The organism is Micromonospora sp. LOL_024, assembly GCF_048060415.1.
Lineage (GTDB): Bacteria > Actinomycetota > Actinomycetes > Mycobacteriales > Micromonosporaceae > Micromonospora.
In genome coordinates, this window is the sequence record NZ_JBHMIS010000045.1 from 1 (window position 1) to 26,171 (window position 26,171).

At 70.2% G+C, this 26,171-nt stretch carries 23 protein-coding genes, 1 pseudogene and 1 CRISPR repeat array; of the genes and pseudogenes, 19 read left to right on the forward strand and 5 right to left on the reverse strand.

Annotated elements, in window-relative coordinates:
- Window positions 1–110 precede the first annotated feature (110 nt).
- A CRISPR array of direct repeats spans window positions 111–1,931; the repeat unit is 37 nt; unit sequence GCTGCGCCCGGCCACCGCGCCGGGCGAGGATCGCAAC.
- Window positions 1,932–2,244: 313 nt separating this feature from the next.
- Complete coding sequence (locus ACFHWY_RS25715) at window positions 2,245–2,979, reverse strand: alpha/beta hydrolase (RefSeq protein ID WP_416582834.1); 735 nt, start codon at window positions 2,977–2,979, stop codon at window positions 2,245–2,247.
- A gap of 789 nt (window positions 2,980–3,768) precedes the next feature.
- Here ACFHWY_RS25715 and ACFHWY_RS25720 point away from each other — a divergent pair.
- The 3 genes and pseudogenes from ACFHWY_RS25720 to ACFHWY_RS25730 form a co-directional block, all read left to right on the forward strand.
- Window positions 3,769–4,497, forward strand: a complete 729-nt coding sequence (locus ACFHWY_RS25720) for an NUDIX hydrolase (RefSeq protein ID WP_416582835.1) — start codon at window positions 3,769–3,771, stop codon at window positions 4,495–4,497.
- Window positions 4,494–5,648, forward strand: coding sequence for a purine phosphorylase (locus tag ACFHWY_RS25725; RefSeq protein ID WP_416582836.1), 1,155 nt, complete (start codon window positions 4,494–4,496; stop codon window positions 5,646–5,648). Before ACFHWY_RS25720 ends, ACFHWY_RS25725 begins: the two co-directional genes overlap by 4 nt.
- Window positions 5,645–7,632, forward strand: a pseudogene (locus ACFHWY_RS25730) (hypothetical protein); the annotation flags it as partial. The gene ACFHWY_RS25725 and the pseudogene ACFHWY_RS25730, both read left to right, overlap by 4 nt.
- A 96-nt stretch (window positions 7,633–7,728) precedes the next feature.
- Here ACFHWY_RS25730 and ACFHWY_RS25735 read toward each other — a convergent pair.
- A complete protein-coding gene (locus tag ACFHWY_RS25735; RefSeq protein ID WP_416582856.1) occupies window positions 7,729–8,277 on the reverse strand; it encodes an IS1096 element passenger TnpR family protein in 549 nt (182 codons plus the stop codon).
- Between the two features lie 321 nt (window positions 8,278–8,598).
- Window positions 8,599–9,048, reverse strand: coding sequence for a hypothetical protein (locus ACFHWY_RS25740; RefSeq protein WP_416582837.1), 450 nt, complete (start codon window positions 9,046–9,048; stop codon window positions 8,599–8,601).
- A 324-nt stretch (window positions 9,049–9,372) separates the two neighbouring features.
- Here ACFHWY_RS25740 and ACFHWY_RS25745 point away from each other — a divergent pair, with 324 nt between their 5' ends.
- The 16 genes from ACFHWY_RS25745 (at window position 9,373) to ACFHWY_RS25820 (ending at window position 24,380) form a co-directional block, all read left to right on the forward strand.
- Window positions 9,373–10,446 (forward strand): MinD/ParA family ATP-binding protein, encoded by a 1,074-nt coding sequence (locus ACFHWY_RS25745; protein WP_416582838.1) that lies wholly within the window; start codon window positions 9,373–9,375, stop codon window positions 10,444–10,446.
- Window positions 10,447–10,457: 11 nt separating this feature from the next.
- On the forward strand, window positions 10,458–10,811 hold the full coding sequence (locus ACFHWY_RS25750) for a hypothetical protein (protein ID WP_416582839.1): 354 nt from the start codon (window positions 10,458–10,460) through the stop codon (window positions 10,809–10,811).
- 12 nt (window positions 10,812–10,823) lie between these two features.
- Entirely contained in the window at window positions 10,824–11,519 is a 696-nt protein-coding gene (locus ACFHWY_RS25755; RefSeq protein ID WP_416582840.1) for a hypothetical protein, read from the forward strand.
- Window positions 11,520–11,524: 5 nt separating this feature from the next.
- Window positions 11,525–13,459 (forward strand): hypothetical protein, encoded by a 1,935-nt coding sequence (locus tag ACFHWY_RS25760; RefSeq protein WP_416582841.1) that lies wholly within the window; start codon window positions 11,525–11,527, stop codon window positions 13,457–13,459.
- Between the two features lie 18 nt (window positions 13,460–13,477).
- Window positions 13,478–14,971, forward strand: coding sequence for an SCO6880 family protein (locus ACFHWY_RS25765; protein WP_416582842.1), 1,494 nt, complete (start codon window positions 13,478–13,480; stop codon window positions 14,969–14,971).
- A complete protein-coding gene (locus tag ACFHWY_RS25770; protein ID WP_416582843.1) occupies window positions 14,968–16,521 on the forward strand; it encodes a hypothetical protein in 1,554 nt (517 codons plus the stop codon). The genes ACFHWY_RS25765 and ACFHWY_RS25770 overlap by 4 nt, the downstream gene beginning before the upstream one ends.
- Window positions 16,521–18,371 (forward strand): type IV secretory system conjugative DNA transfer family protein, encoded by a 1,851-nt coding sequence (locus ACFHWY_RS25775; RefSeq protein WP_416582844.1) that lies wholly within the window; start codon window positions 16,521–16,523, stop codon window positions 18,369–18,371. The genes ACFHWY_RS25770 and ACFHWY_RS25775 overlap by 1 nt, the downstream gene beginning before the upstream one ends.
- Window positions 18,371–18,976: a hypothetical protein gene (locus tag ACFHWY_RS25780; RefSeq protein ID WP_416582845.1), complete on the forward strand. Its 606-nt coding sequence runs from the start codon at window positions 18,371–18,373 to the stop codon at window positions 18,974–18,976. The genes ACFHWY_RS25775 and ACFHWY_RS25780 overlap by 1 nt, the downstream gene beginning before the upstream one ends.
- On the forward strand, window positions 18,973–19,230 hold the full coding sequence (locus tag ACFHWY_RS25785; RefSeq protein ID WP_416582846.1) for a hypothetical protein: 258 nt from the start codon (window positions 18,973–18,975) through the stop codon (window positions 19,228–19,230). Before ACFHWY_RS25780 ends, ACFHWY_RS25785 begins: the two co-directional genes overlap by 4 nt.
- Entirely contained in the window at window positions 19,227–19,460 is a 234-nt protein-coding gene (locus ACFHWY_RS25790; RefSeq protein ID WP_416582847.1) for a hypothetical protein, read from the forward strand. The genes ACFHWY_RS25785 and ACFHWY_RS25790 overlap by 4 nt, the downstream gene beginning before the upstream one ends.
- Window positions 19,445–19,969, forward strand: a complete 525-nt coding sequence (locus ACFHWY_RS25795) for a hypothetical protein (protein WP_416582848.1) — start codon at window positions 19,445–19,447, stop codon at window positions 19,967–19,969. The genes ACFHWY_RS25790 and ACFHWY_RS25795 overlap by 16 nt, the downstream gene beginning before the upstream one ends.
- On the forward strand, window positions 19,966–21,045 hold the full coding sequence (locus ACFHWY_RS25800; RefSeq protein ID WP_416582849.1) for a M23 family metallopeptidase: 1,080 nt from the start codon (window positions 19,966–19,968) through the stop codon (window positions 21,043–21,045). The genes ACFHWY_RS25795 and ACFHWY_RS25800 overlap by 4 nt, the downstream gene beginning before the upstream one ends.
- 198 nt (window positions 21,046–21,243) lie before the next feature.
- Window positions 21,244–21,783 carry a MarR family winged helix-turn-helix transcriptional regulator gene (locus tag ACFHWY_RS25805; RefSeq protein ID WP_416582850.1) on the forward strand — a complete coding sequence of 180 codons (540 nt, stop codon included), beginning with the start codon at window positions 21,244–21,246 and terminating at the stop codon, window positions 21,781–21,783.
- Window positions 21,780–22,784 carry an APC family permease gene (locus ACFHWY_RS25810; RefSeq protein WP_416582851.1) on the forward strand — a complete coding sequence of 335 codons (1,005 nt, stop codon included), beginning with the start codon at window positions 21,780–21,782 and terminating at the stop codon, window positions 22,782–22,784. The genes ACFHWY_RS25805 and ACFHWY_RS25810 overlap by 4 nt, the downstream gene beginning before the upstream one ends.
- Window positions 22,774–23,124 (forward strand): hypothetical protein, encoded by a 351-nt coding sequence (locus ACFHWY_RS25815; protein ID WP_416582852.1) that lies wholly within the window; start codon window positions 22,774–22,776, stop codon window positions 23,122–23,124. Before ACFHWY_RS25810 ends, ACFHWY_RS25815 begins: the two co-directional genes overlap by 11 nt.
- Window positions 23,125–23,228: 104 nt before the next feature.
- Window positions 23,229–24,380 (forward strand): histidine decarboxylase, encoded by a 1,152-nt coding sequence (locus ACFHWY_RS25820; protein ID WP_416582853.1) that lies wholly within the window; start codon window positions 23,229–23,231, stop codon window positions 24,378–24,380.
- A 93-nt stretch (window positions 24,381–24,473) separates the two neighbouring features.
- Here ACFHWY_RS25820 and ACFHWY_RS25825 read toward each other — a convergent pair whose 3' ends face one another.
- Both ACFHWY_RS25825 and ACFHWY_RS25830 read right to left on the reverse strand, forming a co-directional pair.
- The gene (locus tag ACFHWY_RS25825; RefSeq protein ID WP_416582854.1) at window positions 24,474–25,181 is read right to left on the reverse strand and encodes a hypothetical protein; all 708 of its coding nucleotides are present in this window, start codon (window positions 25,179–25,181) and stop codon (window positions 24,474–24,476) included.
- Window positions 25,182–25,194: 13 nt separating this feature from the next.
- Window positions 25,195–25,779: a nucleoside monophosphate kinase gene (locus ACFHWY_RS25830; RefSeq protein WP_416582855.1), complete on the reverse strand. Its 585-nt coding sequence runs from the start codon at window positions 25,777–25,779 to the stop codon at window positions 25,195–25,197.
- Between the last annotated feature and the right edge of the window lie 392 nt (window positions 25,780–26,171).

The window sequence follows — 26,171 nt, forward strand, 5'->3', positions numbered from 1 at the left end:
ACCCCAATCGACACGTCAGCCCAGCTCACAGCCCCGCACATCGACAACGCAAAGACCCTGGCGAGGATCGCAACTTGGTTGATTGCATCCATTGCGTTGTAGGATTTTAGGCTGCGCCCGGCCATCGCGCCGGGCGAGGATCGCAACCATTTTAGAAGTGGTGTCCTAGCTCGCGAGGGAGGAAGCTGCGCCCGGCCATCGCGCCGGGCGAGGATCGCAACACGAGCCTACCCCCTTAGCCACTCTGGCAACCTTGGGCTGCGCCCGGCCATCGCGCCGGGCGAGGATCGCAACAGGCTTTCGGTGGCTCCTCGCTGTTTGCACGCCGCCATGGCTGCGCCCGGCCACCGCGCCGGGCGAGGATCGCAACACGAACCGACCCGTGGCGATACCTGCGTTGAAAAAGGCTGCGCCCGGCCACCGCGCCGGGCGAGGATCGCAACACCGGCAGCCCGCATGTGGGCGCGGCGGGTGGCACCACAGCTGCGCCCGGCCACCGCGCCGGGCGAGGATCGCAACCCGAGTGGATGATGGCGTGCCCTCGCGGGTTCCTGGCTGCGCCCGGCCACCGCGCCGGGCGAGGATCGCAACGTCCCGTAAAAAAAAGGGACGACGCTGCCCGCTCCGGCTGCGCCCGGCCACCGCGCCGGGCGAGGATCGCAACCGCGGTCCCGGCGTCCACCACGACTAGCACCATGCCGGCTGCGCCCGGCCACCGCGCCGGGCGAGGATCGCAACCGGGGGGGTGATAGGTGCCGTCATGGTGCTCCGATCGCTGCGCCCGGCCACCGCGCCGGGCGAGGATCGCAACACCAGAAAGTTGTAGCCGATATCCGACCATCCGCGCGGCTGCGCCCGGCCACCGCGCCGGGCGAGGATCGCAACCCGCACCACCATGCCGGTGATCGTGAGCACCGACCCGCTGCGCCCGGCCACCGCGCCGGGCGAGGATCGCAACACGATCACGGCACCCAGCGAGGGGGCCGGAGGGGATGAGCTGCGCCCGGCCACCGCGCCGGGCGAGGATCGCAACGCGCACCGCTGACCCTCCAGCAGCGGCGGCAAGCCGGGCTGCGCCCGGCCACCGCGCCGGGCGAGGATCGCAACGGAAGAACGGCAACCTGATTGCGCCGTTTGAGCCGTCGCTGCGCCCGGCCACCGCGCCGGGCGAGGATCGCAACGTGAGCTGGTCTTTCATCGAGCTGCCGCCGTTGCGGGTGCTGCGCCCGGCCACCGCGCCGGGCGAGGATCGCAACACGGCGGACGCGAGAGAGGCAGGAATGAGCGGTAACGATGCTGCGCCCGGCCACCGCGCCGGGCGAGGATCGCAACACGTCGCGGATGCGCGGGTCGGTGGCGGGCACGAGATCGCTGCGCCCGGCCACCGCGCCGGGCGAGGATCGCAACCGTAGTACGGCACCAGCAACTGCGACGACCACGTCAAGCTGCGCCCGGCCACCGCGCCGGGCGAGGATCGCAACGCGGCTCCCATCGCGAGTTTGGCCGCCTTGCCGACGGGCGGCTGCGCCCGGCCACCGCGCCGGGCGAGGATCGCAACTCGGCGGTGAGCGCCTGGTTGGCGCGGAGGGTGCTGGCTGCGCCCGGCCACCGCGCCGGGCGAGGATCGCAACGTCCAGTGGGCCGGCATCCGCGTGCTGACGGCCGCCGGGGCTGCGCCGGCCACCGCGCCGGGCGAGGATCGCAACTCTCGCGGCTGGTGCCCGGCACCGCGCCGGTCGTCAGCGCTGCGCCCGGCCACCGCGCCGGGCGAGGATCGCAACCCCCTGGCGGTACGCGCGTGGGAGCTATTCGCGGCCAGCTGCGCCCGGCCACCGCGCCGGGCGAGGATCGCAACCCGCGTCGGCAACGTCGCCCACCGCGACGGCGTAGGCAGCTGCGCCACGGCCACCGCGCCGGGCGAGGATCGCAACTCCGTAGAGGTGATGGGCAGCAACAAAGCGGGCCTGGTGCTGCGCCCGGTCACCGCGACGGGTGTCGGAGTACTCCTTGGAGTACAGAAGTAGGTACGGCTGATCTTGCAGAGGTCAAGCCGGTCGCCAAGAGCAGAACCCCGTCCCGCCCGGCCGGTACCGCCGATGGCTGGTACCGCCGCTATCGAGACGGTTGTGCATCTGCTGGCCACCGCCATCGAGCAGGGCCGGGGCCTGCCCTCGGTCAGCGGCGTGCTGGTCGGCGCCGCCTACCGCCTGCTGCTGGGCTGGCGGCGGGGGCCCCGGCCCGCGGCTAGCGCAGGTGCCGGGCGAAGAACCCGGCTGCGTCCTGCCCTGCGAATTGCGGGACACCGGTGTGTCCGCCCATGTTGGCGTGCAGCGTTTTCTCCTTGGAGCCGAAGGCGTCGAACAGGTCCAGGGCGAGCTGCCGGTCGTTTCCTTCGTCGTCCCACTGCAGCAGGACATGCAGCGGAATGGTGACCTGTCGGGCCTCCTCGAACATGGCGCGAGGTACGAAACTCCCGGCGAAGAAGCCGGCGGCCACGATGCGGGGCTCGACCACCGCAAGCCGGATGCCGATGGAGATCACTCCCCCCGAGTACCCGACCGGGCCGCCGATCTGGGGCAGCGTCAGGAGGGCGTCCAGGGCGGCCTGCGATTCCGGGACCGCCTTGTCGACGAGCGGGAGGATGAGGGCGTCGATGATCTCGTCGCTGACCGGCGCGCCGGCCTTCAGCGCCCGGCGCAGGTCGGTGTGGGCCTGCTCGGCGGCGGCCCAACGGGGCCGGTCACCGCTGCCTGGGAGCTCGATGGTGGCCGCGGCGAAGCCATCCGCCGCGCAGTGCCGGGCCCGCGCCGCCAGACGGGGGTACATCTTGTGCAGTCCGAGCGGGGGGTGGCCGAGCAGGATCAGCGGGACTGGTGCGGATGCGGATGCGGGCGTCCACAGGATGCCGGGGATCTCGTCGAGGGTGAATTCGCGTTCGAGGACGCCGTCGTTGAGGCGCTGCTCAGTAGTGAATCGCATGGTCGTGCCTTTCGGGAGTGCTCGTGAACGGCGCTCCCGGACGACCTATCGCCCGACCGTGACCCCAGAGGGGAGCACCCATGTCGATACGTTCACGGGTACCACCTCCTCGGTCTCTCGCACGGCCTCCGGAAAACTAGCAGCGGCCGCCGTGATCCGCCAAACGTGTTTTCTGCAGAGGCTCCGTGACCGGATGCCACGGACGGGCCGCATGCGGTCAGGTGCGAAGTGAGCTCACCGATCACGCCCAACGACGTGGCCCTGGTGTTCCCTTCCTGAGTCCCCGCCCTGCCCTGACCGGCGGAGGCGGAACCTCAATCGTTCGCCCAGTACTTGCTCTGCAAGATCAGTCGTACGCGGCTCTGCATAACAAACCAGTACGCCGGCACCGGGCGAGGATTGCAACAACTTGCCGTTCTGCGGGGTACCAACGCCTGGTCTGCGGGGCTGCGCCCGGCCACCGCGTCGGGCGAGGATCGTAACGTCGTCTGGCTGGTGGTGAGGCGCATGCGATCCGGTGGGCTGCGCCCGGCGGCAGTGTCGGGCGAGGATTGCCAACCCGGACCGTGGTTCACGGCGTCGGTACGGCACGACGCCTCGCCCGACCATCGGGCCGCAACTCCAGCTACCTTGCGGCGTCCCTACATGCTGGCGGCGGGCTATCGCGCCGGGCACGGCTCGCAGCTCGGCATGGTCAAGCGTCGAAGGAAGTGAGTTGCTGACGCGGGCGCAGAAATCCGACAGTGGTGGGACTTCTTGTCAGGGTGACAGTAAGTCTAGAGTCGATTCATGTCTGACGATCGCTGGGTTCCGCCGTCTGTTCTTCTTGCGGTTGACCTCGTCATCCTTACCTTGCGGGAATCTCGCCTTCATGTGTTGTTGATCGAGCGCGGGATCGAGCCTTATCAGGGTGCCTTGGCGCTGCCTGGCGGATTTCTCGGCCATGAGAAGGAAGACCTTGTGGCGGCCGCGCATCGAGAGCTTGCCGAGGAGGCTGGCTTGGGGCCGGATCAGTTGCACCTCGAACAGCTTGGTGTCTACGGTGCGCCGGATCGTGACCCCCGTGGGCGGGTGGTCTCGGCGGCTTACTTGGCGGTTGCCCCTCGGCTACCGGAGCCGGTTGCCGGCACCGACGCGTCTCAGGCGTGTTGGACCCCGGTGGTGCAGGCGCTGTCTGGTGACGCGCAGCTCGCTTTCGATCATGAGCGGATCCTGACGGATGGGGTCGACCGGGCGCGGGAGAAGTTGGAGCGTTCGGCGCTCGCGACCGCATTCTGTGGTCCGACCTTCACGATTGTGGAGCTTCAGGACGTCTACGAAGCGGTGTGGGGTGTGCGGCTGGATCCGCGGAACTTCTACCGGAAAGTGCAGAGCGTGAACGGTTTCATCGTTCCCGCTGGCGCGAGTCGTAAGACCGACGGTGGGCGTCCCGCTCGGCTGTTTCGACCTGGCCCCTGCACGACTCTGCACCCTCCGATGACCCGACCTTATGGCCAGGCAGACAAGGAGACAGCGTGAGCACGAACAACGGTCTCGTCGTGATCCTCACGGCGCTGAACCTCGAGTACGCAGCGGTCCGCGACAAGTTGACCGACCTGCGGGTCCGGCGACATCCGGCCGGCACCCGCTTCGAGGTCGGCCGAATCGGCCACAGTGACTGCCGGGTGGCGCTGGGGCTGGTCGGCAAGGGCAATCATCCGGCCGCGGTGCTCGCGGAGCGGGCGATGGCCGAGTTCTCCCCGGCTGCTGTGCTGTTCGTTGGCGTCGCTGGTGGGCTGTGGCCCAATATCCGGCTCGGCGACGTGGTCGTCGCCAGCAAGATCTACGCCTACCACGGCGGCACCAGCGAGGACGACGGTGTGAAGGCCCGACCGAAGGCGTGGGAGATCCCCCACGAGGCCGACCAGATCGCCCACCACGTCGACAGGTCGGCCGCCTGGCGTCGTGGTCTTCCCGCAGGCTCAGCGCCCCGGGTGCATTTCGGGCCGATCGCCGCAGGGGAAGTGGTGCAGGACTCGGGGATCTCCGAACAGGCCCGCTGGATCCGTCAGCATTACAACGACGCCGTGGCGATCGAGATGGAAGCAGCCGGTGTGGCCCAGGCTGGTCATCTCAACCGTGCCCTGCCCGTGGTGGTCGTGCGCGGCATCAGCGACCACGCCGATGGCAGCAAGGCAGCCAGCGACGGACAGAGCTGGCAACCGAAGGCCGCAAGCCACGCCGCCGCGTTCGCCACCGCACTGGCGCGAGAACTGATCATCGACGCGCCGACCAGCCGAGGCGCGGATCGGGACGGGAGCCCCACGATGCCGATGACCAACCGCAACATCGCCACCGGTAATGCCCGCGTGGGGGTGCAGGCCGGGCAGATCCACGGCAACGTCACCGTCGGCGCTGGCGCCGAGCGGCCGATCGACTTGGCAGAGCGCATCGCGGACCTTCGAACGCACCTCAAACAGGCTCACCTCGACGGGCAGTTGGACGAGGAAACCTACGCCGCTGCCGAATCGGAGTTGGAGACGGCATCGGAATGCGTCTCAGCGGGCACCCCTGAGAAGAAGAGTGGCCTGATGGTCGCGCTCAAGCGGTTGCGGGGCTTGGTCGCCGACGTGGCTGAGTTGGCGGGGCGGCTTGCGGCGATCATCGCCGTGGTCCGGGGCATGTCATGACGACCCCGACCGCGACCAACGTCGCCCAAGGAGACGCGCACGTCGGCGTGCAGGCAGGGGTAGTCCACGGCGACATCCATTTCTATCGATTGCCGCCGGACTCAAGTCCACAGGAGATGTTCGCCTTCGCGCTGAGGTATCTCGACGGGCGGGTCCGTGATCAGGCGCGCACGCTGATCGAGAAGGCGGTAGCCGGTGGGTATGTCACCAGCGAGGTCCAGTTCTACCGGCTCATCGCCCTGTTGAGCGGCCGCACTCTGCGCCAGCTCGACCCCGAGGAGGGGGATCGCCTGACCGCCATCCGCGCCGGCCTGGCCGAACTCGACGATCATGACGAGTGGGCGGCGGGGTTGAAGGTGATCATCCGCCTTCTGGAACCGGTCGGCGCCGCCGAGACGGAATTGGTGATCAAGGAAATCGACGCGCTGAACCAGCGTCAACGCGACGGGATCTACGGCCACCTCGAAGCGCTGCTCGAAGGCGCGATGCAAGAGGAGATGTGGCGGAAGTCCGTCGCCCTGGCCGAGTCGCAGCGCACAGACAACGACCGATTCATCCGGATCTGGAAGTTCTTCCACCCCACGCCCGCGCCGCCTCGGACCCTGTCGGTGCGGCCCGCTGCTGTCGCGCTGCGCGATTGGCTACGCGCCGGTGCCGGCGCTGCCGTGTTCACCTTCGCCGTGGTGCAGCTGATCGTGCTGGTTGCGACGCGCGGTCGGCTCGACCAGGCCCTCGGTCTACTCATCAGCCTGGTCGGGCTGGCCGCCTTCTGCCGCGGCGGGGCGGACCGGTACTACCGCAGGGCACGGCTACGCGCGAAGGAAGCACAGATCCGTCCACCCCGGCAGCGGCGACGAGAAGCGCCCCCGGGAGGCTTCGCCCGCAAGGTGGACCGGCTCTTCGACCGCTACTTCAGCCGGTACGTCCCCCAAGGAACCGATCGGACCTACTGGCGCGCCCAGACAGCAGGAATCCAGCGACACCTCCGCGACGAGGTGGTCGAGATCTACCGGGAACAGGGCATCGACGCCGACCGCATCGCCTGGCTCGTCCGATACCTGGTAGGCGACGTCCGAGCGCAGTGGGAGCGGGACACGCTGACGGCGTACCGCCAGCAACTGCGAACCCCCGCAAGAACCAAAGTCCTCCACCTCGGTGGACTGGCTCTCCTCACCGCGGGGAGCATCTGGTTCGTCCCTGCCGTCGTGGCCGGCGCCCCCTTGTCTGGCACCGGTTGGTTCCTGCTCGCGGCCGCGGCCGCCGTGCCAGCCGTGCGCTCGTCGTTTCGGATCGTCGCCGAGCACCGCAGGGTCGCCGACGACCAGGCGGAACGCAACGACAAGGACACGGCTCGCTGGGCGGCATACCACCGGTGGTGCCTCAAGCTGTCCGGCAAGCCGTCGGACACCGAGATGGCTGCCTGGTTGGAAAGCGACCGCAAAGTCCTGGTCGACCAGGCGATGCAGCAGTACCGGCTCCGCCCCAGCCATGTGATCGCGCACGCCTTCATCGAGGCACCCGCACCCTCGTGCAAGAAAGCCCGGTATCCGCAGGGGCCATGGCGGTACTCCCGGTACCGCCTGCTGCTGTTCCTGCTCACCGACGACGGCGTCCGCCAGGTCAACATCGATCTCGACTTCGAGACCGCCGCGAGCCGCCCTACCCAACGACTCAACTACCGCTTCGACGCCGTCGCCGCCGTCCGGATAGACGGTATCGCCACCCAACAGCAGACCTTCGAGCTGACGCTCATCAACGGAGAACCTATCCCCATCCGGGTAAGCGAACCGGACAACGAAACGCTGCAGCACGACGAGAACGCCACCAAGATCGCTGAACTGTCACTGGACGCCGCCGGACTCAGCCACACCCTGCACGTCCTCGAAGGCGTCGCCGCCGAAGGCAAGGAATGGATCAAACACCGACACCATCGCGCCGATGAGTAGCCCCCAGACTCGCAGGCACCCTCCGCGCGGTATTCGACGAAGTCAGGGTGGCTGTGTCGACGTGCGGCTCTGGCTGCATAGGTAGGAGGTGGGCGCGCGCCCCAGGCGCCTATCGGTCGGTGACCGTCGGGCCGCTATTGTCCGCGCTGGCGTGGTCCCCACCACGGCAGGAGCGGCGGCAGTTCGGCAAACAGTCGGCGCGGCGGTGCGGGCGGCTGCGACTCGCCGTCGTCGCCGTCCCAGCGCCGCCCGTACTGATCGGGAAGGTCACCCCAACCGAAGTACGGCGTTGGCTGGGCAGGCAGGACGCCGAGCGTCTCCAGCGGGTCGATGCGGGACTCGGCGACGGTGCACAGGTGCGCCCAGTCGTCACCGAAGTCGAACACGTACGCGAACTGCTCGCCGCCGCCCAGTCGGCTCAGCTTGGTCCGGTCGCTGTCGATGCTGTTCTCGGGGGCCTCGCCGTCCCACAGCTCAAGCGGCGTGATCTGGGTCTGGTCGGCCGTCGTGAACATGTGCAGGTGGGCGAGGTCCCAGCGGGCGAACGCCAGGTCGATCGAGTCAGCGAGCTGGGCGAAGGTATGCGATCGGCTCGCGGCGAAGATCCTGCCAGGTCGAGGCCACAAGGCATCGCCGCGACCCGAGACCAGCTCGACCCGTACGGACAGCCAGGTGCGCGCCACCGCTCATCCTTCCGCCGAGACCTGCCGATGCCACCCCCGGGCACTACGCCACGTTACCGACATCTGCTCCGCCTGAGGGTCAGCGGTCCAGTGCGTGCAGTCGTGCCTAGCATCCCCGAGTCGTATGCCGACAGGCTGGCGCGGTGGCGGGAATCGGGTGAGGGGCACCCGTCTGGCCGCCGCGCCGACGAGGGCCGCAGCGAGAACGGGCGCCGCCTGGTTGATGAGCGGTCTGAATCGCTGCGCCCGGCTCTCGCGCAGCCGAGTTTCGCGCCGCCCATGTCGGCCATCGGAGTGAACGGCCGCTGTTCGTGGAGGGCGTCATGGCTGGTCGGCGGTTGGGGACTGCTGACTCTGGCTCTCGCCGGTGCGGGCGGCTTCCTCGACTCGGAGCAGGTTGTCGATGATTTCGGCTAGTCCTGCTTGTGAGGCGGGGGAGAGTTTGGTGATGGAGCGGGCCATGACGCGTACCTCTCGGCTTTGTGCTTGGAGGTCTTCTTGGTCGCCGAGGAGGTAGCCGGCGGGTACGCCGAAGAATCTGGCGAGTGCCTGGAGGGTTTTGGCTTTCGGGTTGGGGTTCGGGGAGCGGAGGAGGCTTCTGATGCCTTCAGCGGTTATGCGGTCGCCGGCTTCGGTGAGTGCGCGGGCGACTTCTGCCTCGGTGTAGGGGCCGCGTCCGGGTGGGGCGTTCTGGAAGAGCTCGCGCAGTCTGGTGTGGAGCAGGTTGGGTCCTGGTGCCTCGGTGGGCGTGGTGTTGTTCGTTGGTGTCATGGCGTCCCCCAGCCTGCAACTACAGTTGGTTGCATCCAAATCTGTAGTTGACGCCTCTCGGTGGATCGTGCTTAGCTCTCTGTGCTTACGGCAACTGCGGTTGCGGATTATCGGAACTGTGGTTGGCCTGGAGCGTAGCGGATTGGACTGGCACTAGCCAGAGGGTTCCGATCCGCGGTGGTAGTGGTCTCCGGCTGGGGCTGCTACCGCATGGGCCTGCTCGCGCGGTCGGCGTTCAGGTCGTGACAGTGACGGGGGACCGACCCGCGTCGACGTGATGTCGGTGCTGGTTCGTGCTGCGCGACACGCTTCGGGGGAGGCGTCATGCTGATCGCATCTACGGGCGGGTCCTGCCGCCTCGCGGATCCCGGGTCACCGGTGTTGGTGTCCCGGGTCCGCGAGGCCGGACAGTCGAGCGGAGCGGATACCGCCCTGTTGCAGGCGCCGTCGGCCACCGAGGAGCTGCCCGAGTTTCCGCAGGCGCAAAGTCCGTGGTGGAGGGCGCAGCGGCCGGTGCCGCCGGAGGTTCCTCGTGAGTTCGGGACGGGCTCCAGGGTGGAGTCGTTGTGGCTGCGGTCCGCTGGGCTGCGGCAGGGCTGCCCGTTGGTGGCCGTGTCGTCGGCTGACGGTGGTGTTGGCCGCTCGACGTTGACTGCGGCGGTCGGTGGGGTGCTGGCCCTGGCCCTGTCTGGTCCGGTGATCGCGGTCGACGCGAACCTGCGTCCGTGGGGTGGGTTGGAGCATCGGGTGCCGCGACGTAGCGCGGCGACGGTGTGGGATGCCGTGCGCGCGGGGGAGGCGTTGGCCATGCCGCCAGTGGTGGAGCGGTTCACGCAGCTCGGTCCCACAGGTCTGCGTGTGCTGGTGGGTGAGAGCGCGATGACGAGTCAGCGGCGTCCGCCGTCCTGGCCTGAGTTGTTCGGTGTTGTCGCTCATCTGCAGTCGGTGTACTCCCTGGCGGTGCTGGATCTTCCGGCGGCGGCGGTCGCGCCGGTGTGGCGGGCGTTGGGGTGGGCCACGGTGCCGGTCCTGGTGAGCCGGGCGGCGGTGGATTCGTTGCAGCACACGATGCGGCTGCTGACCCAGATGCGGGCGGTGGGGCTGCACGAGGTGGTGGAGCGGACGGTGGTGGTCGTCATGGCGACGTCTCCGTCCACGGCGCGTGAGGTGCGGGCGGTGGAGCAGTTGGCGGCGCAGGCGGCGGCTCATCTGGTGCGGGTGCCGTATGACCCGGTGTTGGCGCGTCCGCAGTCACTTGATCCGAGGTCGATGGGCAAAGCCGCGCGGTCGGCGTTGGTCGACGTCGCGGCGGCGATCGTGGGTCGCTGTCCGGTCGATCTCGATCGTTCGGACAGTGCCGCCGGTGAGGCGGCAACCGACGGGGGGAGGCAGCCGTGATGGTGCGGTGGATGGCAGCGGTGCTGACGGTGCGAGCGCCGGCGGTGATGGGGTTGTTGGCGGCGCCGGACCCGTCTGCTGGGCCGAGTGGTGGAGGGTTCGATTTCAGTCGGATCAGCCCTGACCCGGGGGCGGTTCCGCGGGCGGATCTGTTCTACAAGCTGGTCAACGCGTCGCTGTTTCTGGGGGTGGTGGCCGCTGTGGCGGGTCTCGCCGCGGGTGCGATCGCCTTCGGGGTCGGGCCCATCTTCGGCGCGCACATCATCTCTGATCGTGGCAAGTCGATGATGTGGAAGGCCGGGCTCGTCGCGATCGTCATCGGTTCCGTCACGACCATCATCAGCTTCCTCCTCATCGAGATCTGAGGGGGCGCCGGAATGGGTAGGACGGAGTTCAAGCCCACCGAGGCCAGCCATGGGCGGCGGATGGTGGTCCCGGCAGTGGCCCTGGTGGTCGTGGCGTTCGCTGTCGGTCGTCTCAGCGCGCCGCAGCAGCCGGCGGTGCCGTCACCTCAGCCCGGGGTGCGGATTTCTGCTGGGGTGCCTGTGGGGTTTTCCGGCACCGCCAGGGGTGGAGGTGATGCTGCTGCGGCGTACGTGGTGAGCCTGTCGGTGGCCGGGGTCTGGTCGGACGTCGAACGGCAGGCGGTGATCCGGGAGGTGACTGCGGGTGGTGTGTCGCCGGCCGGGTTGGTGGGTGAGGTGCCGACGGTGGCCAACGGCGGCACGATCGTGCAGACGGTGGTGGCCCGGGTGTGGGTGCCGGACGAAGACCTGGACGCCCGGGTGCCGGAGGGTGCCGAGGTCGACGTACGGCTGCTGGTGTGTGCGCTCAGTGGTGCCGCGATCGGTGGCGGGGCCGTGGACCCGGATGCCGGCTTGGCGGGTGGCTGGTACGTCCAGGCGGTGACGGTGCGTTGGGCGGACGGTCGGTGGCGGATCGTCGTGGCGCAGCGTCCGGTGCCGGTGCCGCCGCCGGATCTGCGTGGGACGCTGCGCGATGGTGGGCCTCGCGACATGCGGCCTTTGGTTGACGTGCTGGGCCCGCGGTCGTGGGTGCCGGGGACGGTGTGAGTGTCATGCCGCGCTTCGTCAGGCTGTGTCTTGCCGTTGTCGTGGTGGCCCTGGCCACCGTGGCCGTGCCGGGCCGGGCTGCGGCGGCGCCCACGACCGTGCCGATCCGGGCGGCGGCGCCCACGCCGTTACCCTCGCCTCCGCCGCAGTCGTGTCCCACTCCGTCCATCGGGCGGCCGGTGGTAGGCGAGCCGGCGGAGCCGCAGGTCAACTGGTGCGTGCCGTGGGTACGATGGCGAGCTGGGGCCGGTTGGCTCACCGACTGCAGCAAAGCGGCCAGCGCCGCCGATCAGGAGCACTGCGACGCGGTGTCCCTGACGGTGCAGTCCCCACCACCGGACGGCGTCGAGTCGGTGCTCGACGACCAGCTGCCACCGGCCGGTGCTGCACCGCTGCGATGCGAACGCTTCGGTGACCGCGCCGGGGAGGATCCAGGGAACGCGGGCCGGTGGTCGGCGAAGCAGTCGCGTTGTGAGGCGCTGCGCGATGTCATCGCCGGCTTCTCGTCGTTGCGGGCCAGTGCGTGCGGTGCCGTCGATGTGGCCTGCCAGGTGGCCGAGCAGGCGAGGAATGCTGCCCGGACCGGATTCGAGGGCCTGGCCGACATCGCGGTGGCGGGTTTCGCATGGGCATTGGGCAAGCTCGCGACGCTGGTGTTCGAAGAGACGTCCGTGGTGGCCGACGAGCCGTTCTACGGCGTCTACAACGACATCTCCGGCGTGCTGATCATCGTGGTGCTGCTGTTCTTCGTCTTCTCCACCGCCATCAACGGGCTGCGACTCAACGGTCCCGGGCCCTTGTCGTCGCTGGGTGGTCTGGTGCGCGCGATGTTCGGCATCGCGTTCGCCGGTGGGATCGCGTTCCTGCTGATGGCGGCGTGGGACGAGGCGACGGTGGCGTTGATTCTTCGCAACCAGCAGCGGGACTGGCAGCCGAGTATGTGGGTGGAGGCGCTCAACGCGTTGACCGCGGACACCGGGACGGTGCTGTTCGCCTTCCTGGTGGCGGTCGTGGGTGTGTTCGGGCTGGTGCTGGTGTTCCTCATGCTGCTGTTCCGGTCGCTGCTGGCCGCCGGCGCGGCCGTGGTCGGGGCGATGGCGATGACCGGCCAGGTGATGCAGGAAACCCGTGGGTGGGGACGCAAGTGGTTCTGGACCTGCAACGCCCTCGCCTCGTCGAAGTTCTTCATCGCCGCGTTCTGGATCTACGGCACGCGCAGCAGCTACGAGTCCGATCACGTGATCAACGTGCTGCGGGGGCTGTTCATCATCGTCCTGATGGTGATCGCGCCGTGGATCCTGCTGCGGCTGATGAGCATGTGGGACGGCTACCTCGCCGACATCGACGCCCGGGGGTTCGCGATGTCGGCGGCCACGGCGGTGGGGCTCGACGCCGCCGCGCAGCGACTGACCAACCCTGCCGGTGGTGGGGATGACGCGGCGGCGGTGATGCGCGGCAACGCCGACACCATCCCCACCACGCCGGGCGGCCCGCCGATCGGACACGGCGCTGCCCGCTCCGAGGCGTTGCAGGCGCTGGACGGGCAGGACGCCAGCCAGGTCGGCGAACCGGGCCGCGACCCCGACGCGCCAGACGGTGGCCAGGGCGGCGGAGAGAACGCGCAGGAGGCCGACGGCGTCGAACGTGATTCCCGTACCGCTGCGGGCGACGTGGTGCGGGGGCAGCTCACCGTGCCTGGTGACCCGACCGGCCAGCAGGGCGCGCTGCCCGTCGTGCCCGGCGTCGGCTCCGGGCAGGCCGGACCGCCGGGCAGCGGTGGTCTACCGCAGGACGGTTCGTCCGCCGGTGACAGTCCGGGCAGACCCGGGCCGACGCCGACAGATGGCCCGCCAGCACCTGCCGGTCCTGCTGCGGGCGGGGCGGCGGGTGGGGCAGCCGCCGGTGGGGCGGCGTCGGAGATTCCGATTGTTCCGCTGTAGGCGAGGGAGGACACGGGGATGCAGTTTCACTTTCCGCCGCGCTCGACTCGCGGCTCGGTGCTCGGCTTCAGTTGGGGGCAGGTCGGCACGGTCGTCGCCGGGGTGATCAGCCTTGTCGTCGCGGCGAACCTGTACGCCGCGGGCCGGCCGGCTGCTGCGGCGGGCATGCTGCTGGCGGCGGTGCTGCTGGTCACGCTGGGGTTGCTGCGGTTGCGGGGCCGGCGGGTCACCGAGTGGCTGCCGATTGTCGTCGGCACGGTGGCGCAGCGTTCTTTGCGGCAGGACCGCTACCGGGGTGGCCCGGTCGCCGACGGGCCGGGTGTGCCTCACCTGCATCTGCCTGGCCCGGCGGCCGGATACCGGTGGCTGCCCGCGGTTGCCGTCGACGGGCTGACCGAGATCGGGTTGCTGCACCACCGGCAGGAACGCACGGTGACCGCGGCTCTGTCGTGCGCGGGCAGCAACCTGGTGTTGGCGGACACGTCGGTGCAGCAGCAGCGGCTGACCGGGTGGGCTGACGTGCTCAACCTGCTCGGCACCGAGTACGCCGACGCGGGTTTGGCCCGTTGGTCGCTGATGGCGCGGGCGGTGCCGGACACCGCCACCTCGGCGCAGCGGTACCTCGCCCAGCGGGCGGTGGCTACCGACACGTCGGCGTACCGGTCGTTGGCGGAGTTGACCGCCGCTGCGGCGCCGTCCACGCAGCGGCACGAGGTGTATCTGGTGGTGGTCTTCGACGTCCGTAAGCTGTCGGCGGAGATCAGCGACGCCGGTGGTACCGACGCGGCTGTGGCGACGGTGGTGCTCGACAAGCTTGTCGGGATCGAGGCGGCGGTGCGGGAGTCCGGCATCGACACCGCCGGCTGGTTGAACCGCCGGGCGTACACGTCGGTGCTACGGACCCAGTTCGATCCGCAGGATCAGCCGTTCGTCGACATGCGGGCGGGCCCGGAGCCGGTGGTCGCCCCGCACACGGCTGGTCCGGTGGCCGCCGAAACCGTCGGCTGGTCGACCTACCGGCACGACTCCGGGGTCTCGCAGACGCTATGGGTGTATGACATGCCGCGCCAACCGGTGCCGGCGACGTGGATGACGGCGCTGTTCACGCGCACGGTCGGCCGTCGCACGGTGACGCTGGTCGCCGAGCCAGTGCCGGCGCAGCTCGCCGCCCTGGCCACCCGGCGCGACAAGGTCGCCCGCGCCGGCGACGAACTCACCAAGCAGCGAATGCGGCTGGTCCGCACCGCCCGTGAGGACGAGGAAGCCCGCGCGGTCGAGCAGGTCGACCGGGAACAGGCCGCCGGGCACGTCCGCTACCGGTACGCGCTGCTGGTCACTGTCACGGCTGGCAGTGAGGAGCAGCTGCGGCACGACGTGCGGACGATCCGGCGGGTGCTGGGCCGCACCGGATGCCAGTCGGTCGTGCTCTACGGCGAGCAGGACCAAGGCTTCGTGGCGGGGGCGTTGCCGCTGGCGCGTGGGCTCAAACCGTTGCGGGGGTGGTTCGCGTGAGCCGGGTGCGGCGGGAAGGAGCCTGGTCGCAGCGCCTGGCCGACACATCGGTACGGCGGGATGTCGCGGCGGCGCAGGCCGCGTTGACGCGCGAGCAGCGGCAGCTGGCGCGGCTGACTGATCGGCTGCTCGGGCCGCCTGCGGTGGACCGGCGGGGCGCCTACGGGCGGGCCGCAGGCCGGGTGTACTGGCGGCTCGGGCTACCGCCGCTGGTGACCACGAGCGCGCAGCTGTGCTCGGTGTACCCGTTCGTCGCCGACCCCGGGTTGGGTGTCGACGGTCCACTGATCGGGCAGGAGGTGTACTCGCGCACCGCGTTCGTCTTCTCGATCCACGAGCTGTACCGGGCGGGGATGCTCGGCGCCCCCAACGCGGTGGTGACCGGAGAGATCGGCAGCGGAAAGTCGTCGCTGCTCAAAAGCATTGCGTTTCGTGGCGTGCCGTTCGGGACGCGGTACTACGCCGTCGACGTCAAAGGCGAGTACGACACCCTCGCCGCCGCCACCGGCATCCGTCCGGTCCGGGTCGGTCCCGGCGGCGGGGTGGTGATGAACCCCCTCGCGGGAATCCGTCGCCTGCCGGGGCAGAGCGAGGCGCAGTGGTTGCAGGTGCAGCGGGCTCGCCGGTTGCTGCTGGTGGAAGGGCTGCTGGAGATCCAACTCGGCGGGCCGCTGAGCGAGGCGGAACGCTCCCTGGTCGAGTACGCCCTCGACGCGGTGACCCGCAGCGACGACGGCACCAGCCCCGACCGGATGGCCGTGCCGAACCTGTCGCGAGTCCTGGGCGCGATGGGCGACCCTGATCTGTGGGCGCATCGGCTGGCTGGGGTGCACTACCCGGTCGCGCAGTTCATCGTGGACAGCCGTCGGGTGCGGTTGGCATGGGAACGGTTGATCACCGGCGTGCTCGGGGGCATCTTCGACGCGCCGGACGCGAAGGGCCTGTCGGTGGACTTCGACCAGCCCGGCGCGATCCTCGACCTGCGGGCGGTACGGGCGTCGGACGCGATGACGGCAATGGCGATGACCTGCGCCCAGTCGTGGCTGGAAGCCGAGCTGACCCGCCCGGACGCCCCGCCACGCGTGTGCCTGTACGACGAGTTCGCGTTGATCGCCCGGCATCTGGGGTTGATCAGGCGGATGCGGGAGCAGCTGAAACTAGCCCGCGCGCTCGGCACGGCGAACATCCTGGCGTTTCACCGGTTCAGTGACCTCGCCGCCAGCGGCAGCGCCGATTCCGAGCAGGTCCGCATCGCCCGGGGGCTGATTGAGGACACCGGTGTGCGGGTGTCGTACCGGCAGGCCGCCGGATCGCTGGAAGCGGCCCGCGAGTTCCTGGGCACCACGGATGTGGAGACCGACCTGCTGGTGCACCTTCGGCGCGGTATCGGGCTGTGGAAGATCGGCCTGCGGTCCTACGTCGTCAAACACCAGATCTCGGCGGTCGAGCGGGAGTTGGTGGACACCGACAGCCGCATGCGCCAGACACCCGGCCGCCCCGACCAGGTCGCCTCGCCAACAGAGCCGGCCGTCACCGGGGAGGTGCGGTGATGGTCCGGTCGATCATGTCTGTGGGGCATCGGTTGCCCCGCCGTGGGATCGCCCGCGCCGACATCACCGCCCGGCTCACCCTGCTGGGCCTGGCCGGGCTGCTGATGATGGTGGGTACGGGCACGCTGTGGCTGACCGGGCAGCTCGGCGGACTGATCATTCACCGGCGGTGGCCCGACAGTAGCCCCGCCGACGCCCCCCGCATCGCGTTGAGGTTGATCACCAGCCTGGGCGATCCCGCGGCGGCGTGGCCGTCGGCCGCCCGTGACGCGCTGCCGCCGACACCGGTGCTGTACGGGCTGTGGCTGATCCTGCTGTGCGGCGTCCTCGCCGGTGGTGGTGTGCCGGCGTTGCGGTTCGCGCGGCGTCGGGTACGACGGCGGGGGTTCGCCGGCCAAAAGGATCTGGACCAGGTGGTGACCGCCGCGGCGGTGCTGCGGCGCGTTGATGTGCTGCGGCCGGGCCTGAGCATCCGCGACACCGACAGCCCCGCCATCGTGGCCGCCAAGCAGCGGCGTCGGACGGATCCGCTGGAGGTGGGCCGGTTCCTCGGCCGGCACGCGCTCACCGACGAGCCGCTGTACCTGGCCAACGAGTACACCGAACTGCTTGCCGGGGCGGCCCGGTTCGCCAACAAGACGTCCCGCTACATCATCCCGCGCGTGACGGACGCCCGTGGCGCGGTCATCTCCACCTCGACCCGCCTGGATGTCGCCGCCGTCACCTACGACCTGCGCGCGGAGGTCGGCCCGACCTGGATTTTCGAGCCGCAGGGGCAGGTGCCCGGGGTGCCACGGCTGCGGTGGTCACCAATCGAAGGCGCCGACGACCCAGACGTCGCCGCCCTGCGCGCCAAAGGGTTCGCTGCCGGCGCCGGCCTGAAAGGCAGCGTCGAGAACGGGCAGTACTTCCAGGACCAGGCGGCGTCGATCATCCGCGGGCTGCTGCACGCCGCCGCGCTGGACGAGCGGGCGACGATGACCGACGTCGCGAGCTGGGCAGCGAACCCGGTAGATCCGCGTGCGGAGCGGATCCTGCGCCACCACGGGCAGACGGTGTGGGCCGACCGGTTGGCCTTCCACCGCGAATCCACCGGCCGCAGCCGCGACGCCATCCAGTCCGTGGTGTTCGGTGCGCTCGACCCGTTCAGCAACCCGCGGATCCTGCACGCCTGCTCCCCGCCGCGGGGGCGGCAGTTCCAGCCGGAGCAGTGGCTCGCCGAGTCCGGCACCCTCTACCTCGTCGGGACCCGAAGCGGGCAGTCGCTGATCGCGCCGCTGTTCGCGGCCATCGCCGAGGACATCGTCTACCGCACCCTGCAGGCGTCGTTCACCGCACCCGGCGGCCGGGTCGAACCGTGCCTGTACCTGGTGGGGGACGAGATCACCAACATTGCGCCGCTGCCGTCGCTGCCCGCGTTGGCCTCCGAAGGCGGCGGCTCGGGGATCGCGGTGTCGATCGCCTGCCAGAACACCCACCAGTTGGAGGAGCGGTGGGGACGCGACGGTGGTCAGGCGCTGCGCGACGGCGCGAACGCCCGGTTCGTCATGGGCGGCACCCAGGACGTGTCCGCACTCAAGGACGCGCAGTCGCTGCTGGGGCAGGTGCAGGAGCTGACGTCTGCGGCGAGCTGGGGCGGGGGCCGGGCCAGCGTGCAGGAGAACACCCGGCGGGAGAACCTGATCGACCTCGCGGAACTCCGCACGCTGCCCACCGGGCACGCCCTGGTGCTGCTGGGCAACATGCCGCCGGTCGAGGTCGTGCAGCCGGCCTGGTGGCAGCGCCCGGACGCCGACCGCTTCCACACCGCGCAGGCCGCGTTCATTACCCGCCTGGAAAGGGCCCGCTGATGTCGCAGCGCACCTTCGCCTTCGAGTTGCCCGAGGACGCGTCCTCGCAGCAGCGGGCCACCGTGGAGCTGGCCGAACTCATCGACTCCCTCCGCGGGTCGGTGGAGCAACTCGCGGAAGCGCACGTCGCGCTGGCCGACCGCGTCGATGCCCTCGACAACCCGAGCGGCTGGATACCGGCGCGGCACTGCTGGCGGGAACTTGACCGCGACGCCGCCACCGAGCTGTGGGGGTGGCTGACCGCCTGGACGGGCTGGCTGGTCGACCGGTACGGCCTGACCCAGGACCTCGGCCCGTGCTGGCCGGCCCACCCGGCGCTGGTGGAGGAGCTGACCGCCGTTTGCGTGGCCTGGCACCACGCCTACTCCCGTAAGGCGGATCCGGACGCGCCGCTGCGGTGGCACGAGTCGCTGCACCGCGCCCGGTCGCGGTGGCAGCAGTGGGACCACACCCGCTGCCGCCACGGCCAGCACACCCCGACTAACCCGGACACCGTCTGGGCGGATACCTGGCCGAGCGAGACCGCCGACCGGGCCGTCAGCGACGACATCACCGCACGGTCGGCCACTGGTGGGCCGGCCCCGGCCACAGGGGGCAGCCGATGACCCACCCCGCGGAGATCACCAACGTGTGGGACTGGCAGCGATTCGAGACGGCGATCACGGGGCTGCGCGACGGGATCACCCGCCTCGACGCCTACATCGCCGGCATCCACGACAGCCGCCACGACTGGCGCGACGAGACGAGGGAGAGACAACAGTGGACGGACATCGACGAGATGGCGCGGCGCGAGACGGAATTCGACTGGGCCAGCGACGGCTACCTCGACGGCCGGTACCACCGCGCCGTCGAAGAATGACCACACGCCCAATCGACGCCTCCCGGCGGGTCGGCGACAGCCTGGAGCAACTACGTCAGCACATCGACATCCTCATCGACACCGCCGCGAGTCAGCCCGGCATCGACGCCCGAGGCGAACTGGTCGACGTGCACCACCAACTACGGCTGCTGGGCCAGCACCTCAACACCGCCCTGGCCGCCACCACACCACAGGCGTTATCGCGGGAACTGCCATGGACCAGCGGATAAGCCTACGGGCGGTCACCGCGGTGGCGGGCAGCCTGCTCCTGGCCGCGTGCGGCGGACCCACCGCGACCCCGTCGCCCCAGGTGACGCCGAGCCTCAGTCCACCATCGGCTACGCCCACCGGTGCGGCAACGGGCGAGACGACACTGCCGGCTGATCCGGATGGGGTCGGACCCACCGCCACGGCGCGTCCGGACCCGGCGGCCGTGGATGCCGCGACGCGGTTCGTGTGGGCATGGGCCCGCCCGCACCTGCCGGCCGAGCGGTGGCTGGCGGACCTGCGGCCCCTCGCCGTCGCGGCGTACGCGGATCTGCTCGCCACCGTCGACCCGGCCCACGTCCCGGCCCGCCACGTCGCCGGTCCGGCCCGCGTCGCCACGGCGATCGACGGTCGGGTGGACGTCGATGTGCCCACGGACGTCGGGCCGCTGCGGGTGTCCGTCCTGCGCGAAGGGTCTCGGTGGCTGGTCGCCACGATCGCGCCCCCACCGGACGAGGTGCGGGCGCGATGAGTGGCAGGCGGGTGGGGCTCGGCGTGGCGGTCGCCGCGGCGCTGCTGCTGTGCGGGCTGCCGGTCGCGGTCGTGGTGACCTCCACCCCGGCCGACGGGGCATGCCTGCCACCCGGCCCACGCACCGCGACCTCCGCAGGCACCGCACCCGGGTCGGTGGGGCGGTGGAATGTCGAGCAGGTCGACAACGCCGCCATCATCGTCGCGGTCGGCCACCACCGGCAGATGCCCGCACGCGGCTGGGTCATCGCGGTGGCCACTGCGATGGTCGAATCGAGCCTGCGGAACCTGCCCGGCGGCGACCGCGACAGCCTCGGGCTGTTCCAGCAGCGGCCCAGCCAAGGCTGGGGAACTTCCGCTCAGATCCTCGACCCGGTGTACGCGTCCACGAAGTTCTACGACAAGCTGGCGCGCATCGACGGCTGGCAGCAGCTACCGCTGACCGTCGTCGCCCAGCGCGTCCAGGTGTCCGCCTTCCCCGACCGGTACGGGGAGTTCGAACACGACGCGGAGCAGGTCGTCGTCGCCGTCGCCGGAGTCGCCGCGATCACCGACCTGCCCGGCGCCAGCCTGAGCATCTGCCCCGATCCCGCCCGGGTCACCGCATCCGGGTGGACGGTGCCGTTGCAGGCGGCGGTCGGCAGCGGCTACGGACCACGGGGCGGACGCCTGCACGCGGGCGTGGACATGGCCGCACCCCGCAACACCGTCATCCGCGCCGCCTCGGCCGGCACCGTCGTCTGGGCCGGCTGCGACCCGAGCACCGGCAACTGCGACATCGACGGCAGCCCCAACACCCGCGGCTGCGGCTGGTACGTCGACCTCCTTCACGCAGGAGGCCTCGGCACCCGCTACTGCCACCTGATCCGACGCCCCCTCGTCGCCGACGGCGACACGGTGCAAGCGGGCCAGCCGATCGGCGAGGTCGGCACCAGCGGCCACTCCTCCGGCCCACACCTGCACTTCCAAACCCACCAAGGCGCCTGCACAGGGTCGCGGTGCGACCTGAACAACGCCAACTCCGTCGACCCGCAGCCGTTCATGAGCGCCCGAGGCGCACCCCTGGAAGGCAGGTGATGCCACCGCCGCACACCAGCGCATAACCAGCACCACTCTCACGGGGGAGAGAGACGTGAACAAGCAGCACAAGACCACACCACGCCCACCCGGCCAGCACCACGCCGCCGAGCCACCACCAGAACCGCCCCGGCAATACGCCGGACAGGTCAGACAGCGCCGCAACCGGCGCCCGATCCGCCGGCCGAGGTGGATCCGATGAGCGCCGCGATCCAGCGGCGGCCACGACAGATCGCCGGCATCTACCGCCCACCGGTCACCAACAGAACACCGGCACCGCCACCACGACCGGGACCGCTGGCACAGCTGTTCCGCACCGCCAACACCATCCGCGCCCACCTGGAACACACCGTGCTGCGCGACGAAGGCATGACCTGGACCAACTACGACGTCCTGGTGCTCATCTGCGCCCGCCGAGCGGTCGACACCCGCACCGCCGCCGTCGAGATCGGCATCGCCAAAGCCACCCTCACCAACACCGTCGGACACCTCGTCGACCGCGGCCTCGCCCGCCGTAACCTCCACGAGCAGGACCGCCGCCGCGTCGTGCTGCGCCCCACCGAAGACGGGGTCGACCTGGCCCGCCGGATCCAGGGCCGCGTCGACGCCGAGCAGGCCCGCCTGCTCGCCGCCGCCGGCATCTCCTCCGGCGACGGGCTCGCGCGGGCGCTGCGGCAACTCGCCACCACATCGAGATCCCACAAGGCTCTCGCCGACCGGGCGGGAGCGGCCCGATGAGCGGCCAGATCGGCGTGGCCCGCGGCACTGCCCTGTACGTCGGCGCGGTCCTCGGGCCCGGAGTGCTCGTGCTGCCCGCGCTGGCCGCCGACGCCGCCGGGCCCGCGTCCGTCCTGGCCTGGGTGGTGCTGATCGCCGTGTCGGTGCCGGTCGCCGCGGCGTTCGCCGCGCTCGGCATGCGCTACCCCGACGGCGGCGGCGTGGCCACCTTCACCCGCCAGGCGTTCGGACCAACAGCCGGCACCATCGTCGGCTGGTGGTTCTACGCCGCCGTACCCATCGGCATGGTCGCCGGAGCCACCGCCGGCGGACGGTACGCCGCGACCGCGCTCGGACTCGGCCCCACCTGGGCCGGCGGGATCGCCGCCGCGCTGCTCGTCGCGGCGTACACGCTCAACCTGCTCGGCCTGCACCTGTCCGGACGCATCCACCTTGCCCTGACCGCAGGGCTGGTGGTGCTGCTCGCCACCGTGATCGCCGTGTCGCTGCCCCGCACATCGATGGACAACTTCACGCCGTTCGCTCCGCACGGACTCCCCGGCGTGGGCAGCGCCGCCGTGGTCCTGTTCGTCGCCGTGTGCGGATGGGAAGCCGCCACCAACCTCGCACCCGCCTTCGCCCGACCCCGACGGCAGATGCCGATCGTCGCTGCCGCCAGCCTGAGCATCATCGCGTTGCTCTACATCGGGTTGGCGATCACCACGATCGGAGTTCTCGGTAGCGGGGCCGCAGAGACCGGTGTGCCGCTGATCCGACTGGCCGACGGTGAGCGGTGTCGGCGCGACCGCCGTCACGGCCATGAGCGCCCTGCTGCTCACCTTCGGGGCGACGTTCACGTTCATCGCCGCCGCTGCCCGCGGCGGTGCGGCACTGGCCCGCGATGGAGCTCTCCCCAGATGGCTGGCGGCCACCACACCAGCGGGAGTGCCGCGACGCAGCCTGACCGTGCAGGGCGCCGCCGCAGCGACCGTCGCGGCAGCGACCGTCATCGTGCCGCTTGACGTCGACCTGCTGATGCGGGCGTTCGCGGTCCTGATGGCGTCGGTCAGCGTGCTCGGCCTCGCCGCCGCCACCCGGCTGCTGACCTCGGGGGTCATCCGCGCGGGTGCGGCGATCGCCATCGTGGTCGTCGGCTCGGTGGTGGCGCTCGGCGGTCGGCTGCTTCTCCTACCCGCCGCACTCGTAGTCGCCGCCGCGGCGTGGCAGCACCAGCATCCACCCACTTCGACCTCGCCAGCCGCCGCTGGCGTAGGGACCGCTGGACCTCGTCGACCGCATCAGGCCAGAGCCTCGGCCGACACCCCGGAGCTTGCCGCTCACCGTACGCCGGCTCGGCGGTGACAGCCGGCGGTCGACGCAGGCTTCCCCAGCCGACGACCACCGCCCCCAATCAGACGCTTCACCTGGCCGGCCCGGACGGAGCCCACACCCGCCAAGGAGACAGCATGGCCCGCACCGTGCTCAACGGACCCGACGACAATCCTCGCCTCGGTGCCCTGCTGCGCCGACTCGCCGGCAGCGCCAGCACGAACATCGGCTTCCCGGCAGCGGTCGACCTCGACTACCGCACGCTCGGCCCGTTCCTCGGGCACCTGCTCAACAACGTCGGCGACCCGGCCTTCGACCCCACGCACCCCAACCACACGAAGGAATTCGAACGCGAGGTCCTGGCCTTCTTCGCCGGCCTGTTCCGCGCACCCGAACCATGGACGGGATACGTGACCAGCGGCGGCAGCGAAAGCAACCTGTCGGCCCTGTACCTCGCCCGCAGCCGCTATCCCGACGGGATCGTCCTGCACTCCGCCGCCGCCCACTACAGCATCCCCAAAGCCACCCACCTGCTCGGCATGCCGACCGTCGTCGTCCGCACCCAGCCAAACGGGGAGATCGATTACGACGATCTCGTCGGCCACGCCGAACTGCACCGCCGCCGACCGATCATCGTCGTCGCCAACATCGGCACCACCATGACCGAAGCCGTCGACGACGTCGCCTACATCCAGGACCTCCTGGCCGACGTCGGTGTCCGCCACCGGCACATCCACAGCGACGCCGCCCTGTCCGGCATCCCCCTGGCCCTCAGCGACGACCCACCCGGCTTCGACCTCGCCGACGGCGCCGACAGCATTTGCATCAGCGGCCACAAATTCCTCGGCACGCCCATGCCGTGCAGCGTCGTCATCGCCCGACACCACGACCCCGACCACCGCGGCGATGTCGTCGCTTACACCGGCAGTCCCGACACCACCATCACCGGCTCACGTAACGGGCTCGCCGCACTCATGCTGTGGGCGGTCCTTCAACAGCTGGGCCGTTCGGGCCTACGCGCACGCGCGGAGTCGGGCCGGAACATGGCGCAGTATGCCCACCAACGCCTCCACGACATCGGATGGCCCAGCTGGCGCAATCCGCACGCGCTGACCGTGGTCCTGCGTACCCCACCTCCGGCGATCCTGGCGCGATGGCCGCTGCCGACCCTGGCCGGACTCAGCCACTTCATCTGTATGCCGGGTGTCACCCGTCGCCAGGTAGATCAGCTCACAGCGGGCCTGGCTGCCGTGACGCCGGCGGTGACCTCGGGCTGCGCGAGCCATTGATCGACGGCGCGCTGACCGAAAGGGTGTGATCCGGTGGCCAGCGGAAGGGACGGCTTCATCGCCAGCGCGCCTTTCTGGTGGCTCGCTGCGCTGTCAGCAGATTTGGATCTCGACTCGATGGCGTAGGTACTCGTCCTCCGACGTGCGGGCGATCTCGATAGCGTGTGTGACCAGCGTGTGCATGTCGGCGGGATAGGCATCCGCACGGAGCAGCAGCCCGGGGAGCAGGCAGCGGCGGACGTCAAGATCTTCGTCGGTGACGAAGCGCCGCAGACCGGCCTCGTCGTAGCGGCGGTCCAGGTCGTGGTACTTCTTCTGCTCGGCGACGCTTTCCGGCGTGGGGGTATGCAGGCTGACGTGGTAGCGCAGTGGAACGAGTGTCCAGTACCAGGCGCGGGCCGCGCCTGCGGCATCGGCGGCGATGCCGGTCTCGATGTAGTCGAGCAGAGCGAGTCGGACGCGGCGACGGCCGTATGCGGCGACTGCGGGGCCGATCAGATCCCGTACGAAGCTGGGGTCGGGTTCGTGGACAGCGGCACGGATGAGCGGCGTGAACCATTCCTCCGGCACAGGGCCGTCGCTGGCATGCCCGACGCGTGCAGCGATGGCCGCTCCAGCGGTTCGGCGAGCGCGGTGGCACCAGTTCCGTCTGTTGCGGACATCCTGCTGCTCGCTTACGGGAGGTTGAGCGCCGAGAAGGTGCAGGAGATCGCGCAGCAGCGCCTCGTACTCGGCAGAGCGTTCCACCGTGCGCCCGGGCAGCGGCTCGAACGCTATCGGGCACCCATCTGTAGGTGTCATCGAGCTTTCCCTATCAACGCTGGATGGGCGGACTCAGGGGCCCTCTGTACCGGTGCGCGGATCGGTGCCGGCTTGCTCGCGTGTCGCCGACTAGGGTCTGAAGATCGGCGGCGAGCTTCTCGACCGGTCTGGACTGTTGCAGCAGGTGGATCGTGTTGGAGGCTTGGTAGAAGGCTCGTAGTGCGGCGACGCGCATCCGATGCTCGGCGAGGATCTGCGGCAGCTGATCGCGTCTTTCGGTCAGCCGCCAGTCCTGGTCGATGGAGTCCTCATCGAACACGATCTGGATGACGGTGTCTGGCGCGTGGCCGTGTTCGGCGAGGAGTTCGGCGTGACGAAGCGTGCGCGGGTAGCCGTGCAGCAGCCACCCGCCTGGCGACCGGTTCAGGATGTTCGTGACGAACTCGGCCAGCACCTCGTCTGGTACCAGTTCGCCGGCCTGCATGTGGGCCGTGAACCGTCGGCCCCATCCGGTGCCCTCCTGGACTGCCGTGCGGGCTAGGTCTCCCACGTTGTGCGCCGACAGCCCCATGGCCTCGCCGAGCAAAATCACGGCCCCCCACGCGTCGAACACGCCAGGCTCCGCGATCACCGCCATCCGTCTCATGACACCTCCACCTTCCCGAGAAGCGCACCCTACCGACGACTCACCACCACAAGCCCCCGCGAGCAGCCCGCCACCAGCACGGACGAGGAGCCGAAGATCCTTCTCTATCCCCAGGGCGCAGGCGGTCCAGCAGAGCAGGATTGGCTGGCGCTCATCACCTGGCTGGCCGACTTTCTGAGTGCACCCGGCCGAGCCGACGTGCGCAGGAAGCTTGAGCGGACGGGAGCCGTCGAGCGCCACGCCTTTGTCGGGCTTCCCCTGGGGAAGGAGTGGTCCGCCTTTCACAGCCTGCATGATCAGTACGGCGGGTTGCCGGATCACCCAGGGCCCCGGAGTAGTCCGCGAATGTCCTTTTTGGTCTGATCTTGTTCTGGGGGCTGTGC